This window comes from Microcoleus sp. BM001215392 (genome assembly GCF_036700185.1).
Taxonomy (GTDB): Bacteria; Cyanobacteriota; Cyanobacteriia; order Cyanobacteriales; family Microcoleaceae; genus Microcoleus.
In genome coordinates this window covers 1-15,666 of sequence record NZ_JAUBOJ010000002.1, presented here as the reverse complement: position 1 = coordinate 15,666, position 15,666 = coordinate 1, and the positions used below count along the sequence as shown (strand labels likewise).

Here is a 15,666-nt window from a genome sequence, read left to right as displayed (position 1 = left end):
ATGGTTTACAGTCAATCGTGCTTTGTTGTTGAGGACGGTTTCTGGTTTGCGATCGCCGTCGCTCAACACAGTCTTAATATTTAGTGCTGGAAGTTTAAGCAAGTCTGAGTTGATATTCCCAGAAGAATCGCTCTGTATTGTTCGGGGTGCGACACAAGTATTTCCAAATGTCCAAGTGTGTGTCCATTGCCAAACCTATGACGATATAAGATTCTTCATTGTCTGTCACTGCATCCCCAAAGTTAAAATCCGGTTGCACCCAATGGTCAGGCAGGGCGATCGCAGTCGGTTCAGGGGCGGTAGCATTGGTTGGATGCGCGATTTCAGTCGGCGCATAGTGTTTTTGTGGCATTTGGTCGATTTTAAGGGTAAGCGATCGCCTTGCTTGCTGGCGGTAGCCAGAGGAGAGGTATTCGTCAGCCACTTGTGCTGAAGCGAAGATATGTTGTTGCCTTTGGCACAAATTCTGACAAGTGGACGATTTGGGCGATTTGCTCATTTTTACCCCCCTATAACGTCTATTTGACATGGCTTGCTATGCGACTGGCGCACTAACTAGGAGGATTTAAGAGGTGTTGGAGTACAAAAAATCTATTTAAAAGCAGCGAAACTTAATTTAACTTAATTAAATTTTGTGAATTTTGGAGGAAATATTAGGAAATATTAGGGACAAGTAGGAGATATTAGGAAATAAGAGGGAATAAGAGGAAATAGAAGGGTTAAAATATAAAGCTTTTTGTGGCTTTCACTAACTATCGGGAATTAGTGAGGCAACAGAGCGGATTAAGATAGCGATCGCTCCCTGATGTTCGGTTTCTTTTAGGAAAGCTTCTAGTGAGTCTAAATATCTTCTAATTTTATCTCAATACGCCAGAAATTTTCGTTAGTAAATTTTGTTTTGTGTCAAATTAATTCCGTCAAATTAATTCCACTGTTAAATAAATCCTCAATAGTTGCTGAATCTCTAATAATAACGCCTAACTCATCTCTATATGTTAAATTAGGATCTGCTCTAAATGACAAAAAATTAAAGCTGGTAACTATCCCAAACTCAGCATCACAAACTAAAATTTTACGATGAGTATTTTTAACTTTTTCAAATCTCAAATTCTTGTACTGAGTAGATAATTCTTCTAATCTTTGAATTGATATAGGATTATTTTGTTGGCTTGAGCTTTTGATTCCATAAAAAATATAAACCTGTATTTTTCTCTTTAAAGTTTCTTTCAACCTCTCAAGAAAATTTTGATCTACAACATATCCTGTAATCCAAGGCGAAACAATCATTAGTCTTTGTTGGGCTTCTTTTAAAGCCTTAAATAAATAGTTGCGATGTTCATAGGTATGAATAATTTCTGAGATTTTGCTTTGTGTTTTAAGTTGGTCAAGTTGTTGTTTTAGCTTTCTACGTTCTTCTTTTTTAATTGATTGATTTTTCGAGTCAGTAAAAGAGTCAGCATCATCATCAAGAGAATGAAGTTTCACACTAAGCTTTTCTACAGCTTTTATATGTTCATCATTAATAGGACTCAAAAATTTTCCTTCTGCTAAGTTATCAGGGCTCAATTTATCTTGTTCAATTTCTTTAAAAATTGGATCGAGTATCTTGTTACCCCCTGCATATAGTTGTTCTATCGTTGTTCTATATTCAACTTGAATATTGCCTCTCGAAAAAATTTCATATTCAATTTCTTTATCATCAGGATTTCTTTGATACAAAACCAAGAAAAGTTCATGCCATTGAGTATAGACTTTTTCTATATTGTTCACCTGAATCAACTCAATACGATTAGAGCTATTAAAATTTTGCAATAATTTTTCAATCTGTTCATAATAGTCAACTATATCTTCGATATGACCTTTTCTTGGCTTTTTTATAATCTTGTTTAAAAAATTATTATTTTTTGAATCAAAGGATTTTAAGAGGGATTTCTCTCTCAATTTACCATTTAAAGCATCGATATAAAAAGTTTTTGTTTCTGATATGGGAGCTAATATCGTTTGCTTTTCTAAACCATCTAAACCTAACTCTGTTAGCTTGAAAAATTTTTCTCTTTTGATTAAATCTTTAGATAGTAATTCTGATAAAACTTTCTCTATCAAATTTTCATCCATTCCTAAGAAAAAAGCTATTTCTCTTTGGTTATTTAATTCCTGGCTAATACACTTCATAACAAATTCTTCAGCGAGTTGTAGCTGTCTATCGGCCAAGTAAGTTAAATCAACATTTAACACATGAAAAGGATATCCAATTGGTTGACAGTCAATAACTAGGGCTTCTGGCAGTGAATGATATTTACGAATCTTATTTTCAAAATCTTCATCTTTAACTTGAGTGTTCATAATTAAATCTCCTAAAATTTACAGAAATTTTCCCGAAGTGATTCGAGAACAGAAAGCACTTTTTTCATCGATATATTCTATTAATGGCTTAAAAGGATTAGGGATTCCATTCGGAGTTCGTCCCTCATAAGCCATGTTATCATTACCAACGATAATAAGTAACTGTCTAGTACGAGATAAAGCGACATTAAGCCGTCTATCATCGGCAGTAAAACCCAGTTTTTTCTCAGGGTTATTTCTAACTAAATCATAGAGAATAATATCACATTCACCCCCTTGAAAAGCATCAACTGTGTGGATGGAGATATGAAGATTTTTCCAGAGTTGTTGATCATTAGGAGCAATAGACGATTCTAAAATGGCAATTTGCGAACGATAAGCAGCAATAACACCCACTTCTTTAGACAAATCATGATCTTCACAATCCTGTTGAATTTTTAAAAGAACGGCTTTAATCACTTTTGCTTCATAGGGATTACTACGACTTTTGCCATTTTCCCTCTCTTGAGACTCTTTTATTGGAACATCGCTAGTTGAAATCCAATAAACATTTTTATCGAATTGCTTCAATTGATGCTGTTTCTCGTCTTGATTTACTCGTTGACTAGAAACTTGATCTTCATAAAATAAATGACTGACTAAATTTCCGATGTCAGGGTGCATTCTATATTGATGATTAAGAGTAATTTTATTAGTCTTTGGGAGATTTTCATAAAGATATTCAAACAAGCTAATTTCAAGAGATTTTTTTTGAATTTCTTTTTCATTCAAGGCTTTTTCTTGTAATTCCTGATCGATAATTGGTGGAAGTTGTTTATGATCCCCTACCAGTATAATTTTCTTCCCTTTTGAAATGGGAACGAAAGTTTCAGGAGCAGTTGAACGTCCAGCTTCATCGACAATTACCCAATCAAAGTTACGATCTTTGAAATTAGCGACACCTAAACAAGTTGCCCCAACTACATTTACACCCTCTATAAAAAAGGAAATTAGATCCTGTTGCTTCCTTTTAAGCCTTTCATTCCAATCTTCATTTAATTTTTTCAACTTGATATATCTTTCATGATTTTCTCGGTTGTCGCCAAGAATATTTTGTAATCCTTTGTATTCCTCATTAATCCAATCATTAAGCTGTTTTTGCTCAGGATATTCGATCCCAAATTTAGCCACATATTTTTCAATTGATTCTAAAATCTTCTGCTCTAACAATAGTTTTTCATAGATCATTTCTAATGAAATATCAGAAAATTCTTGAGAAGCCGAATTATCTTTGGAAATAACTAATTCAGAATTTAATCTTTCAATTACTTGTGTTAGCTTCTTGGTTAAACCTTGTAATTCTTGATTTTGTTCTTTAATTTGTTCTATATTAGCAATCTTTTTCACACCTGATAACAGTTGCTCATTTTGTTGCTGATAATTTTCCCAATACGCTAATGATTTAGACTGAATTAACTTTTGCCAATTCAAAATAGCTTTTTCTATTTCAAATTGTCTAGCATCTTCTTCAATTTTTTCTTCCCGCCCAATTCTTACGCATTTAATTTCCTTACTAGCAACGCGGGACAATCTGGTTAATACATTATCTACAGCTACATTAGATTGAGATGAAATTAAAATTTTATCGTTGGGGTATTTATCAAGAATTTGCAAAATAATTTCAGTAATCACAGAAGTTTTTCCTGTACCTGGCGGTCCTTGAATGAGAAAAATATCTTCAGTTGCAAGTGCTTTACATACGGCAAGTTGTTGTGATTCATCAAGTTTTTCATTGAAAAATCGATGAATCAATAAAGGTTCAATTTGTTTAACATTTGTTGGATCAACTATGACTTTAGATAATTCAGCATTTTCAGAATCACCATGTCGAATTTCTCTCAAAGCTTTACGTCTGCGCTCTACCTCAGACTCTTGAGCTTTGAAATTGGTTTCTATTGTTCCCTTATCTAGTATAGATGCTAAAACTTCAGGATCGCAAAAGTCCCCAATACTGATATGAAGTTTTGCAATTGATTCACCCTGACTTCCTTTCTCCCCATCAATAATATCTCCAATCTTTTTATGTTTTGGTTTTGGGGAGGTTGATTTAACGGAAATTGTAACAGGTAACGGTGGCGATGTAATTTGATCAAATTGTTCAAGAGATATTGGTTCTTTTAGGGTTAGAATAAGGAGTTGCCTTTCGCTATCATAATATTTTTGTTGGTAGTTAAAAATTTGTTTTTTATCGCTAATAATTTTCTTTTCAAGTTCAATAAGATCTTGCCATTGCTCAAAAGTTAATTTGAGAGCGTCACTATTTGAATTTTCATTTTGTACTTCTTGATCTTTCCCTAAAATTAGATTAACTAACTCACTCAGAAGATCGGTTTTTCTTTTGGGACTATCACCAAGATTAACTATTGGATCTACTTTAACAGCAACTCCGTTTTCAATAATGATTTCCTGTGTTTTAGAACTGATGAAGTTAGGTTCGTTGAACAAAACTACTTCATTAGGATTATTACGGTTAATAAAACCATGATAAATTTTAGATAAACTTTCTATGACGATTTGGACAGTTAATCTATCTTCTTTGATTTGTTTGGGACTCTTGTTTATATATAAAACTCCTGAATCAGCTTTTAATTCCGATTCAATATGTCTCTTGATTTTGACAATCTGTTTCTGAAAGTTATATTTGTTGGAGATTTGCTCTTGAAATGAGCTTGTTAGGCTAAATTTTACGGTCATTCTTTCAGCCAATTCTTCTTTCAGATTAGCAATTGCTTTTCTGATTTCATCAATTTTAGGTCGTTTTTCTCTATCTTTATCTGTAGCTTTTTGGAAAAGGTCTATTAGAGATGAAGCATTAGAACCAGCTAATATCTCTTCAGCGGACTTATAAAGAAACGTTTTATCTCGTTCTTCTTGAAAATCAATTCTACTTTTTTGAGAGGATAGCAGATACAAAAAGGTCATTCCTAAAGAGTAAATATCAGAATCTCTGGAAACTCTTTCAAGATTAATTTGTTCGGGTGCTGAAAATAGAGGAGTATGGTAGCTTCTAATTGTATTAGTAAGAATAGTGGTAGTAATGATTGCTATACCAAAATCTAGAATTTTTGCTACGGGTTTCTCACCTGTATCAACAATTTTAATGTTGTCTGGTTTGATATCTCTATGTATAATATCCTTTGAATGAGCGTGACTAATACCATCAATAATTTGCAAAAATATATCTAGTTGAGTTTTTAAGTCAATACCACTATCAAAATAGTCTTTTATATTTTGACCGTCTAAATACTCCAATACTAAATAAACGAGTTTATGACGATCTTCATAACCTTCTTCTATAAACTTTACAATATTTGGATGATTTAAACGCTTTAAGGTTTTGGTTTCTCTCTCTAAAAGTTTAATGGCATTTTCTTCTTCAGTAGAAAGGGTTTTAATGGCGTAGCGTTCTGTAGATTTTAACTTTTTAGCTAAATACACAATACAACTGCCACCTTCTCCAAGTTTGGCTTGAATATCATATTTTCCACCCAATATTTCGCCCTTTAGAGAAATAGACATGATTAATTTTCCTTTATTTGTATTTGAAATTAGGATTCCCCTAAAATAACCATTAAGCCATTAACTGTTACTCCCCAATATGCTGCTGCCACAAATCTGCACCTTGATAGCCTATACCCTGCAACTTTGCTTCAATCTGCTTCGTCGCTAGGGGTGACAGCTTGGCACGTCTGTTTTCCCAACGGTTTACCGTTAGATAGGTTACGCCTAAGCTGTCCGCCAACTGGTTTTGAGTTAGCCACAACCCCCGCTGCATTTCCTTGAGCAAGCGATGCGTTAGTTTAGGATGAGGGCAATAAAGTAATTTAAGTATAACCCAGAACATACTTTTAGTTGTGCGTACAAAAAAAAGCCAATGGAAAATTTTCCATTGGGGCTTGCGCGATCGCGTTCGCTTGCGCGGCGCGGATGCGCTTTTCGTGCCGGAGGCATATCGCTCTCAAATCCCTAACCCCCTGCACTCGACTAAACCATTTCCAGTTCTCTCGGTTTCGATTCAGGCGCAGGCGTGAAAGTAATTCGGGACTGAGACAAAGCTTTTTCCCGTTCTACAATCATCTCTTGGAAACGAGCCGCTGCTTGCTCTGTCAGGGGAATTTGAACGTCCCCAGTGTGAACGTTGGCTTTAAACACGGTGCGCTTGGACTCGTTTCTGACAAAGCAATCCCCGTTCGGCTGCACGTAAGCCGTCCATTGGTTATCGCCAAATTTGAAGTGCTGGGTGCTATGGGAAGGAAGGTGCGATCGCCGTTGTTTGTAGGTTTCCGACACGACGCTAAAGAGCGTGTCTTGCAGAGAAAGCCGCCAGTTGTCAGCTTTAGCGTTGGTGGTGTCGCGTTTTCCGTTATTAACTGCCGTTTCTGGTTTTGAAGCAGATTCTTGTTGGAATTTTGGCGGTTGGTACGTGCTACTGTTTTGAGCGATTCCGTTTGGGCGGATCGCTGAGCGAATCGCGTTTCCCGCAGGCTTCGCCAAATCAAAACTCTGAGATACTTCAGGTGAATCGATCAATGGCAATTGAATTTCAGGCAACCGAATCGATTCGCGATCGACTTTCAGCATAACCGACCGGCCGCCTTTGTCGGGGGAAAGCATTGCCTCAAAAGTAGTTCCAGGGGGCAACTTAGGACTTTCGGGGGAAAATGTACCCAAATTTTTCCCGTCAAGCTGGATAATGGGAGTGCCTTGAAATCGGTAATACTTCTCGTGAGTGGGAGGTAAATCGATCGTTCCCACTTGCAGAGTTACTTTCCGATCCTTCCATTTTGGCTTGGAGAAATCTTCCTCTGAGTAGTCATTATCGGGATGTTTGACATTGACTACTTCTATTTGATTTACCCGATAATTTGACAAAGCATCGGAGATTTCATCCATGAATAATTTGTAGACAAGTGCGCCTCTACCTGCTTTATCTTGAGATTCAATCCACCGACAATCGACGGGAGGGACGATGAGGAGTCGGGTTTCATTGCCGGAGTAGTTTGTTACCTTCAAAGAGTCGGTGTCGATGCGATCGTTAGAATTATCTCCGTATTTGGCATCGAGTTTCGCTATCATGTTTTGGGGTAAGTTTTTGAAGGCGAATTCGACTAGAGGCAATTCGGGATGAGCAGTGGCTTCATATTCAATTCCTTTGCTATCGAGTGCATCTTTCCATTGGTTAGGAAGGTCAATAGTTCTGCCATCTTTTGTTTTCACTTTTTGAAAAGGAACTTGCAGCACGTAGACATCTCGCGGTAAGGCTTCGTGCAGCAATTCGTAGTCTTGTTGTAGGGAAAAGGTAATTTCCAAATCCTCTGCCACCTTCTGGCAAATTGTCCGGTGTTTGCTCAGATTATCGGAAGTGTGGGTAGCTTGGAATAAGGCATGAGCAGCCCTGGTTTTTCTGTCAGGAGTATCCCAAATTTCGTCAATTTCGGCTCGATAGCTGTCATAAAGTTTTCCCATTTCCTCTTTGCGAGCTTTGATGTCGCTGCCAGTGCGATCGTAGATAATGCTTTTGTCCTCTTGAAAGCGCTGCACGAGGTCTTTTGCCCATTGCAATTCGTTTTCTTCCCAAGGCAGGTCATTTTCTTTGCTGTGTCGGTACTCGATTCCTCTCTCTACTAAGGCATTTTTGTACTCATAGGAAACGTGCAATTCCTTCCCTTCTTTTTCATACTCAAGGCCTGCTGCATTCAGTTGCTGGCGATTGTCTTTTGACACGATTAAATGAGCCGGAATAGGGGGAAGAATGTGCTGAAATTCATCTCGGTTGCGGTGGATGAGTCGCGTCTGTTCCCAATAAGGGTTAACGGCTTCTTTGGCTAGGACGTAAACAGCATTGGGAAAATCGGCGGGCATGGGAAATTGTTTGTACAGTCGGTCGTCTCCTTTGTACTGGAAAAAGTAAGTGCAGCTTTTATGTTTCTCGCACCATTCGTCTACTTTTTCGAGTAAAGTGTCGGGGTTTAAACCTGTTTTCTCTTTCACTTCTTTGGCATCTTTACCCCGCAGCGAGTTTTTCTGGTAGTCAACTTCGTACTGTTCCATGATGCTAAGAGCGGCAATAAATCGCTTCTGCTGCTTGAGAAATAGCTTTTCATCTTCGCCGGGGTTGGGGAGTGCTGCTGCTACTTTACCAATGGCTAAAGCGACGATGCCGACTTCATTTTGAGAACTGGCAACTCCGATTTGTTCTAGGGTGGTAAACTTGCGATCGCCTGCTTTAACTTTACCTTGTCTGACTTCAGAATCGTCTTCTCGATACCGAACTTTCGTATATGGAACTTTCTCCGCTTGTATCACTTCCCCGAAGTCAAATAATCCGTCTTTTGCTGGTAATATTTGTTGGGCAATGTGAGGGATTTTTTGAGATTCAATGCCAAAGGGTTCGTCACCGTCAAAATCACCTTGATGGAACTTTTCTAAGTCTTTGGGATTGAACCAAATTACCCCTTTGATTTTCGCCATGACACTGCGGGTTTCCTCTGGAATATTTTCCAGGTTTTTTGCGTGTACATTTTGATATATCCTCAGACCGTCTTTGTTGAGAATTGGGAATCGACCTTGAACGCATTCTCCTTCTTCTAAATGGTTAGCGCAAACCGTGCCTTTGGGTAAATCTTCGCAGGGTAGAGCCATTGCTGAGGTCATTGATAAAGCTCCCCTGGTTGCCAGATTTCGCCATTTGGATGCCAGCCACCTTTCTGCCATATTGGTGAATTCGGGACTGCCTATCATCAGTCCGAATTTATCGGCTTTGAGCATCTGAATGTCCTGTCTTTCCCGCTTTTTATCTTCGGTACTTTCCTCGCTGTCACCGTTTATTTCGTCGTCAATTGTAGTTGATAGTTTGTCCTGCTGTTCCTTGAGTTTTCTTTCGTTCAAACGAGCCAAAAATGCTTCGCGCCTGTCGTAATCTTCAATCATGGCTTGGCGCAATTTCATCGGGTCGCGCTGCAATGCTGCCAGCCTTTGGGCTTCGGCTTTAGCTGCTGGCACTAGGTCTTGTCTTTGGGCTGCTTCGTCGAACCAAACCCCGGTGGACTGCCAGCTAGTTTGGGTGATGCCGATTTGACTGTTTTTGCGATTGCCAAGGATGGCTTTTGGTAATTCGTAATCGCCACAAGGAATGAGTTCTTGGAGTTGTTTTTTATTGATGCCTTTGATGCTGGAACGGTCTAAAATCAGTTGGGGTTTATTACCTTTGGAGTCGGCTAATGAGTCGAGTAAATTGTCATCGGGACGGAGCGTTCCTTTAGCCAGAAAGCTGACTTGGGGTGTGGATTCTGTATTGTCTGTATTCCAACTGCGAAGCCAAGCGAAACGAAATTGGCTGGCTCGATTTTTCTCGCCACCGATGCTTTTGAGTAAGTCGGAACTGATTGCACCGTGACAGTCTCCGGTTCGATATTTAGCATATTGCGGGTCGGTGAAATCAACAATTTTTACTCGCAGGTTGTCGCATTCTGATACGCCGGACATACAAGTGCTGACCAGTAGAGAACCGTAGCGACAGGCGGTGTCTTTTTCGGTTGCGAATAAGTCTCCTATCTTTTTGGCTAGGGTTTCGTCACCAAAGTAATAACTGTTGCCAGATTGAAATATCATGCGTCGCTTGATGCCATCTTCGGGGTCGTGGATGCTGGCGCGTAATTGGCGAGAATCAGGATTGGATTTGTCGAGTTTGACGATCATTAATGTCTTCAGTTCCTCAGGTTCAAATATTGCTTGCAAAATCGAGTGCCGCAGGATTTCTGGGTTGTTGAAAAATTTTCCTACATTTCGACCTTTGGCATCAGTGTAAGCGGCATCAAAAACGGGAATCTTGAGTCCTTGTTCGGTACAAACTGTGGCGACCATGAGTTGATTTCTCCCTAGAATCGAGGTGTTATAATAGGAATTGTTGAAACAGTTGGTAAGGCAGGTAAGAAAAGTCTATCTAAGCCTTAGCAGATTGAAACTTGGTCAAGTGTTGACCGTTGGAAGTGTTTTTGAGGTGATTGAAATGGAACTAAAGGTTGATACAATTGTTAATCCGGCTCTGTTTGAAGATGAAGATACTGAGCTGGTGGAATTGGCGATCGCTCCTGAAGATGAGGATAAATACCCATTCGTGCGTCCCAGCAGTGCTCCTGCGGATTTGATGGACAGACCGGGGAGGGTTATTGAAGAATGGGAGAATATGGACTTCGACGAGCGAATTCAGGCTGACCCTACATATATCGATAGGGTCTAGGCGTAGGGGGACACATAGCAGAGGCATGGGGTGTTTGGTTCGATGGGGCGGCGGTAGCCGCCCTGATATGGCCTCTTGGTTTGGCTATGCCCAATGGAAAATTTTCCATTGGATCATTGGTTGGGATAAGGTCGATGACGGATGCTGAACTCAAGCATTAGATTTTAGTGCCACACAGACCGAATGCTGGGTAATGTAAAGCGATCGCGCCGTCCCACTCTCCAAATCAAAATAGGTCGCAAACCGCTTGAGATTGCCCGCAGCCATCCGGTACAAATAATCCGCCGCCTCAGCCGCCACTCGAACATTCACGCCCTCGCTCTGCACATTCAGCACTGCCATCTCAGCACAAGATAGATTATTTGTCAACTCTTCAGGTTTCGGTTTCAAAAGGTCAGGAGCCAGGAGCACCGGAGATGGCAGCCTAGCACATCCCAACCCCCCAAAATTATAGAAGTCCGGGTCAGTTTCCAAAGAACTGCCCAGCAAAATTTGTCCGGCTGCCGCATGATTTCCGCAATCCAAATACCACACGCGGGGAATTTCAGAACGGCTGTAAAATTGGTTTAACTCCAGAGCCTGATTAATTGCCGCTCTCCCGGCTGCTGTATCCACGCACCCCACCAGGATGGTCAGTTTGTCGTAGGCGTAGCGGATTAGCTTGGGGTCAAATTCCTGCACGAAAGCCGTCGTGTCAACTCCCCAAGCGATAGAGTATCTCAACGCTAGAGCCTGCGCCTTGGGCAGTCCGATTTCCTTATCGCAGAAAGCTTGCCTGCTGATGTTCCCTTCTTCAACTCGATCGGGATCTGCGATCGCAAATTGCACCTTTTTCCCCGACTTACCCAAACTCCGTGCCAGCCGTGCAATATGGTAAGACAGCCAAGAACCCGTTCCTCCCGCCCCAATTAGCCAAAAATCAATCGAATCAGCTTGTCTGACAATCAAAGGCGAAGCTGACAAATAATCATAATTAAACATGGGGTAAATCTCCAAATCTTGTTTACAATTCGATTGGGTCATCTAACAAAGATGGCGCAACAGAACTGGAGTAGAATTTATCAATCAAATCGTCTTTTTCTCCACCAACTGTGACATCTACAATGAAACTCGGTAATTCAAATATCCAGTCAGCCGGAACGTGCCAGAACTGTCGATAAACTCCCACGCGGCAAATAATTTCAGCGCTCGATTCAGTCACTCTCCCTAAAACTACGAAAATGCGGAAACCCCCTTCATCTGCATCATCTGCACCTGAGAAGAAAGCTGCCATCCGATTGTGCGAATGTACTTCTACAGTGGCGTTAATGTACGAAGAATCTAAACCGTATTCAATTGCTCTACATTTAGCAGAACTTTGCGTTTGCTCTGGAATTACGAGCCGCCATTGTCCTTGTTCCTGATGAATGTGGAAAGTGATTTCTAACGGTGGTTCTGCAAGCGCGGCGATACAACTTTCTTTCCACAGTTGGATGAGTATCTGCTGAGGGATTCGTCCGGGAGTTAATCGGACTAAATGCTCAATCGGTTCTAATCCTCTGATTGACGCGGTAAAAATTTCCACCGGAATTATCACTTCTAACCCCAGTCTAACCGCTCTCACAAAAATGCCATTGCTGCCAATCAGATACTCGAACATACTGCTAGAGTGAAACGGCAGATTGTCTCCGAGTTTGACAATCTTATAATCGACAAATTCTAAGTTGTAGTGATTCTGTTTACGTGGTTCAATCATCAGTTATTGCTGAAACTAATTTGGCAATCGTTTGGTTCGTGCTGACTAAATCTTTAACTGGGTAAGATGAACGTTTACCTGCTTTTTCGAGCTGCAAGCGCACGTCACTGGGTTGCGCCCTAGATTTGCCGTCACTCAAATGTCCGTTAAAGGGACTAGAGATGAACAATTCCCAAGCTTTTTTAATAGTATTGGGCGAAGCTACAGGCGGTTTATTATCTCCCCAGCAGATGCGTCCACAGGGTTGATAGGAATGCAAATAGACGTTGGGCAGCGGAACGTGAAAAGCATCTGCTTCCGGGTCAAATTTAGAGCCTTTAATTGCCCAAACCCAGTAATCAGATTTCAACCCCAAGAACACCAATGCTGGTAAAGAAACTAAATGCTTTGATTCCAACAAATTTATTTCGTGTTTCTGAGGTAGCACGAATTTGATTGTCCATTCCCCGGCGCTGCCAGTTCCCCAACGTACTATCCCCGATTCAGGGTTTATCCAACCCGAATCAATGGGTGTATTGGCAAAAGCGGCTCGCAGAGTTGCTGGAGACAGGCATTTGTACTTGGAACTGTCCCCCGATTGATAGTGAAAAATGTAAGTACCGCCCTCAATAAAGAGAAGTTCGGCTTGAATAGTAGACAATTTTCGGGGGGCTACCTCCAGTACCTCTCGAATTATTTCAGATGCAATGTCAGATTCCATAATGCTAAGAGGTGTGAGAAATTGGTGTTAGGCTCAGATTCAATCCAGTCAATCAATTCGCAGGCTTTATCTAGTAGCTGACTAGCTTTTTTCCATTCACTTGCTAGGAATTTAATGTCTTCAATTGTCCAGGGTCTTGATTCAAAATTATGATTCCAGTAACTTTCACAGCAAACACTTTGGTCTAGCCAAATATTGCCAGTTTTTAAGTCAAGAAGTGCTAAGGCTGTAGGCAAATCGCTGATGGGAGGTGCAACGCGACGGGCTAATGTTTTAAGAAGTTTAAAGTTAGTTTGTTCGGGATGTGAAATGTCTTTCAACCTGTATCCAAACGTGCATTCGTACCACGATTCTCCTTTATCGCCTACTACCGATTCCAACCACCACCGACCTGACTGCGAAAGCGGCAGTAATATCTGCCATCCACTTCGCAATGCGTCAATTCCTTCTTCATGGTCTTGCCAATCTATTCCTTTAGGCGAGACAGGAATTTGATAGAGGCGCTCTTCATAAGCGCCCTCTAAAATTATGTCGTCAATCGGAAATAAATGTTCGTTAACTAGCGAAATAAACTCCAATTCCTTCGGACTGTGATTTTCATCTTCCGAGTAGAGTTCCGATTGGCTTTTTTCCCATTCCAAAGGAAACAATTGTTGATAAAGACTGAGTAGCTGATAGGTGTTCAGTTTATCTAACAAATAATCGGTTGCTGATTGAAAATCGATGATTGGTTGGCACTGCTGTAATATTTGCAGAGCGGATTTAGCATTCCAAATTGCAGCCATATTAAAACCCCATTGGAACTGCACCAGCTACAGAGCGACTATTTAACAGTCGTTCCTTGGTTTGCTCAACTGCTCTCACGTCGTCTGTCCCTTTTGAAATAGCTAAGTCAATAGCTTTTACCATTTCTTTCATAGTCGCGCTATCGAGTTCGCCAGAAAGCTCTAACCGTTGTAGTTTCCGGCACATAGATAGTGCTGGATTGACTTCTTCTGGTGCATTGATGAGGAATTCTAAAGGAGTCATTTTCATGGTTATTTTACTCCTTTAGAGCCGTTGCGTTTGGCTACTGTAATCAATTCTCCAGGTTTTCTAATGATGTCGGCGTTGGCGCAATCTGGGTAATAAGTTGTGAGCAATTTGCGGAGTTCGTTATCATCATTTGCTATTTCCTCATCAACAGGATGCTGTTGTCCCTCGAAGGAAATTAGCACTTTCTTTTTTGAAGTCATTTTTTTTTCCCAAAAGTAGGTATGTCGTTCAAATCCCAAATAAGGTCAGTTGCGTTCCAGTAGTTTTAGACTCTGTAGAAGTTGTAGACGTAGTGGTGCTACTTGCTTCGCTTCCAGGTTTATTTGGGTTAGCGCTTCTTTTCTTTTGGTTGCGAGCATTAGCAATCTGTCGCCGCACTTGGCAATTAGGAAAATCTGCTACAAGTTCCTTCAGCAGTTCTTTGAGAGGTGGCGGTAATTCTCCCAATGATGACTCTCTTATCTTTTCGCTAACTGGAAAGTCCCTGTGACTACTTGCGGAAATAATTACAATTCGTCCGTCTGGATGGCCGTCATCTGGTTTAAATGTCAGGTGCAGTTCGACGGTACATTTCTCGAAGATATAAGGTTCTTCTTGATGTTCGGATTGTAAAGTGTGGGATTGTTCAGTTTCAAAGACAGTATTTTCTTCATCTTCCTCTGCCCAATTATCATCATCTATTGATTCTGAATCGCTTGCAGAGGTTGATGATTCAGTAGCAACTGGTTTTTTAACTTTAGCTGGCGAGAGGAGACCTAGATAATGTTTTTTGGCTTGCCAGCGATCGCGGTCAAATAGCAGTCCAATCTTTTGGAATTTTTCCTCTATTGTTTCTTCATCTTCGGCTTGAATTGTATACTCAATTAACTCTTCGCTCGTTACCGATAAATTAGCAGCCGCGACTGCCTCTTCTGGTGTCAACCATTTCATTTTTGCTATGCTATTTAATAGCTTGTCATACTACTTATGGGCGTTAGCCCCCTTATTGGTATTAATTAAACTTATTCAAAGATCCACTTAATAATAGTAGCGGCTCATCTCCGTAGGCTTCTACTTCCAAGTAATCGGTCATTGCTTCAGCTACAGCGGCTCTTATAGAACCAAGGAGGACAAATAATCGCCCATCTTTTATAGGAAACGATATATCGAGGCGATTGTCTCCATCCTCAATTAAGATGGCAAGTTTTCCTCGATGAATCCGGTAGATAATTGTGTCAAATGTTGAAATATCAAAGGAATGGTTGTTTTGTTTTTTCATGGATTAAGTTCTCCTAAATTAGTTCAAAAAAAAGGTTTAGCAGATAGCGATATAACAACTATCTGCTGTTAGTTAAACCTCCCAGGCTTGTTTGTCTGAAGATTTACCCTAGCCGACTCGTGCTTTCATCTTCTTGTTAGAACCATCAACGCTTTTAGCGATCGCCTTTTCTTTTCGCCTACTATTTTGTGTTATAGTTGAATGATTCTCCTGAGTATTTGGTGCAGCAGCACGATTTGAAATTACCTCAGTTGCAGAGGTCAGATTTGATGGTACTATTCCGTATTCAACTCTGAGTTTACGCTCAATTCGAGTGC

At 40.4% G+C, this 15,666-nt stretch carries 14 protein-coding genes and 1 pseudogene; 1 reads left to right on the top strand and 14 read right to left on the bottom strand.

Annotated features, from left to right (window positions below; translation table 11 throughout):
* Positions 1-94 precede the first annotated feature (94 nt).
* From QT974_RS00405 to QT974_RS00385, 5 genes are all read right to left on the bottom strand, one after another.
* A complete protein-coding gene (locus QT974_RS00405) occupies positions 95-499 on the bottom strand; it encodes a hypothetical protein (RefSeq protein ID WP_333466575.1) in 405 nt (134 codons plus the stop codon).
* 404 nt (positions 500-903) lie between these two features.
* The gene (locus QT974_RS00400) at positions 904-2,343 is read right to left on the bottom strand and encodes a phospholipase D-like domain-containing protein (RefSeq protein WP_333466574.1); all 1,440 of its coding nucleotides are present in this window, start codon (positions 2,341-2,343) and stop codon (positions 904-906) included.
* Between the two features lie 18 nt (positions 2,344-2,361).
* On the bottom strand, positions 2,362-5,901 hold the full coding sequence (locus QT974_RS00395; RefSeq protein ID WP_333466573.1) for an AAA domain-containing protein: 3,540 nt from the start codon (positions 5,899-5,901) through the stop codon (positions 2,362-2,364).
* Positions 5,902-5,968: 67 nt separating this feature from the next.
* Entirely contained in the window at positions 5,969-6,226 is a 258-nt protein-coding gene (locus QT974_RS00390) for a helix-turn-helix domain-containing protein (protein ID WP_333466572.1), read from the bottom strand.
* Positions 6,227-6,366: 140 nt separating this feature from the next.
* Positions 6,367-10,245 carry a hypothetical protein gene (locus QT974_RS00385; protein WP_333466571.1) on the bottom strand — a complete coding sequence of 1,293 codons (3,879 nt, stop codon included), beginning with the start codon at positions 10,243-10,245 and terminating at the stop codon, positions 6,367-6,369.
* A 145-nt stretch (positions 10,246-10,390) separates the two neighbouring features.
* Between QT974_RS00385 and QT974_RS00380 the strand changes: the two genes are divergently transcribed.
* Positions 10,391-10,621, top strand: a complete 231-nt coding sequence (locus tag QT974_RS00380; RefSeq protein ID WP_333132173.1) for a hypothetical protein — start codon at positions 10,391-10,393, stop codon at positions 10,619-10,621.
* Between the two features lie 150 nt (positions 10,622-10,771).
* Here the strand turns inward: QT974_RS00380 and QT974_RS00375 are convergent, their stop codons facing one another.
* The 9 genes and pseudogenes from QT974_RS00375 to QT974_RS00335 all read right to left on the bottom strand — a co-directional run.
* Positions 10,772-11,602 carry a ThiF family adenylyltransferase gene (locus tag QT974_RS00375; RefSeq protein ID WP_333466570.1) on the bottom strand — a complete coding sequence of 277 codons (831 nt, stop codon included), beginning with the start codon at positions 11,600-11,602 and terminating at the stop codon, positions 10,772-10,774.
* 22 nt (positions 11,603-11,624) lie between these two features.
* Positions 11,625-12,356, bottom strand: a complete 732-nt coding sequence (locus QT974_RS00370) for a hypothetical protein (protein WP_333466569.1) — start codon at positions 12,354-12,356, stop codon at positions 11,625-11,627.
* Positions 12,349-13,056, bottom strand: coding sequence for a hypothetical protein (locus QT974_RS00365; RefSeq protein WP_333224249.1), 708 nt, complete (start codon positions 13,054-13,056; stop codon positions 12,349-12,351). Before QT974_RS00365 ends, QT974_RS00370 begins: the two co-directional genes overlap by 8 nt.
* Positions 13,029-13,841, bottom strand: a complete 813-nt coding sequence (locus tag QT974_RS00360; RefSeq protein ID WP_333466568.1) for a hypothetical protein — start codon at positions 13,839-13,841, stop codon at positions 13,029-13,031. Before QT974_RS00360 ends, QT974_RS00365 begins: the two co-directional genes overlap by 28 nt.
* Position 13,842: 1 nt before the next feature.
* Positions 13,843-14,091 carry a hypothetical protein gene (locus tag QT974_RS00355; RefSeq protein WP_333323134.1) on the bottom strand — a complete coding sequence of 83 codons (249 nt, stop codon included), beginning with the start codon at positions 14,089-14,091 and terminating at the stop codon, positions 13,843-13,845.
* Between the two features lie 2 nt (positions 14,092-14,093).
* Positions 14,094-14,291 (bottom strand): hypothetical protein, encoded by a 198-nt coding sequence (locus QT974_RS00350; protein ID WP_015211755.1) that lies wholly within the window; start codon positions 14,289-14,291, stop codon positions 14,094-14,096.
* 28 nt (positions 14,292-14,319) lie between these two features.
* Entirely contained in the window at positions 14,320-15,021 is a 702-nt protein-coding gene (locus QT974_RS00345) for a hypothetical protein (protein WP_333466567.1), read from the bottom strand.
* A 61-nt stretch (positions 15,022-15,082) separates the two neighbouring features.
* Positions 15,083-15,349: a hypothetical protein gene (locus tag QT974_RS00340; RefSeq protein ID WP_015211757.1), complete on the bottom strand. Its 267-nt coding sequence runs from the start codon at positions 15,347-15,349 to the stop codon at positions 15,083-15,085.
* Positions 15,350-15,457: 108 nt separating this feature from the next.
* Positions 15,458-15,666, bottom strand: a pseudogene (locus QT974_RS00335) (siphovirus Gp157 family protein); the annotation flags it as partial.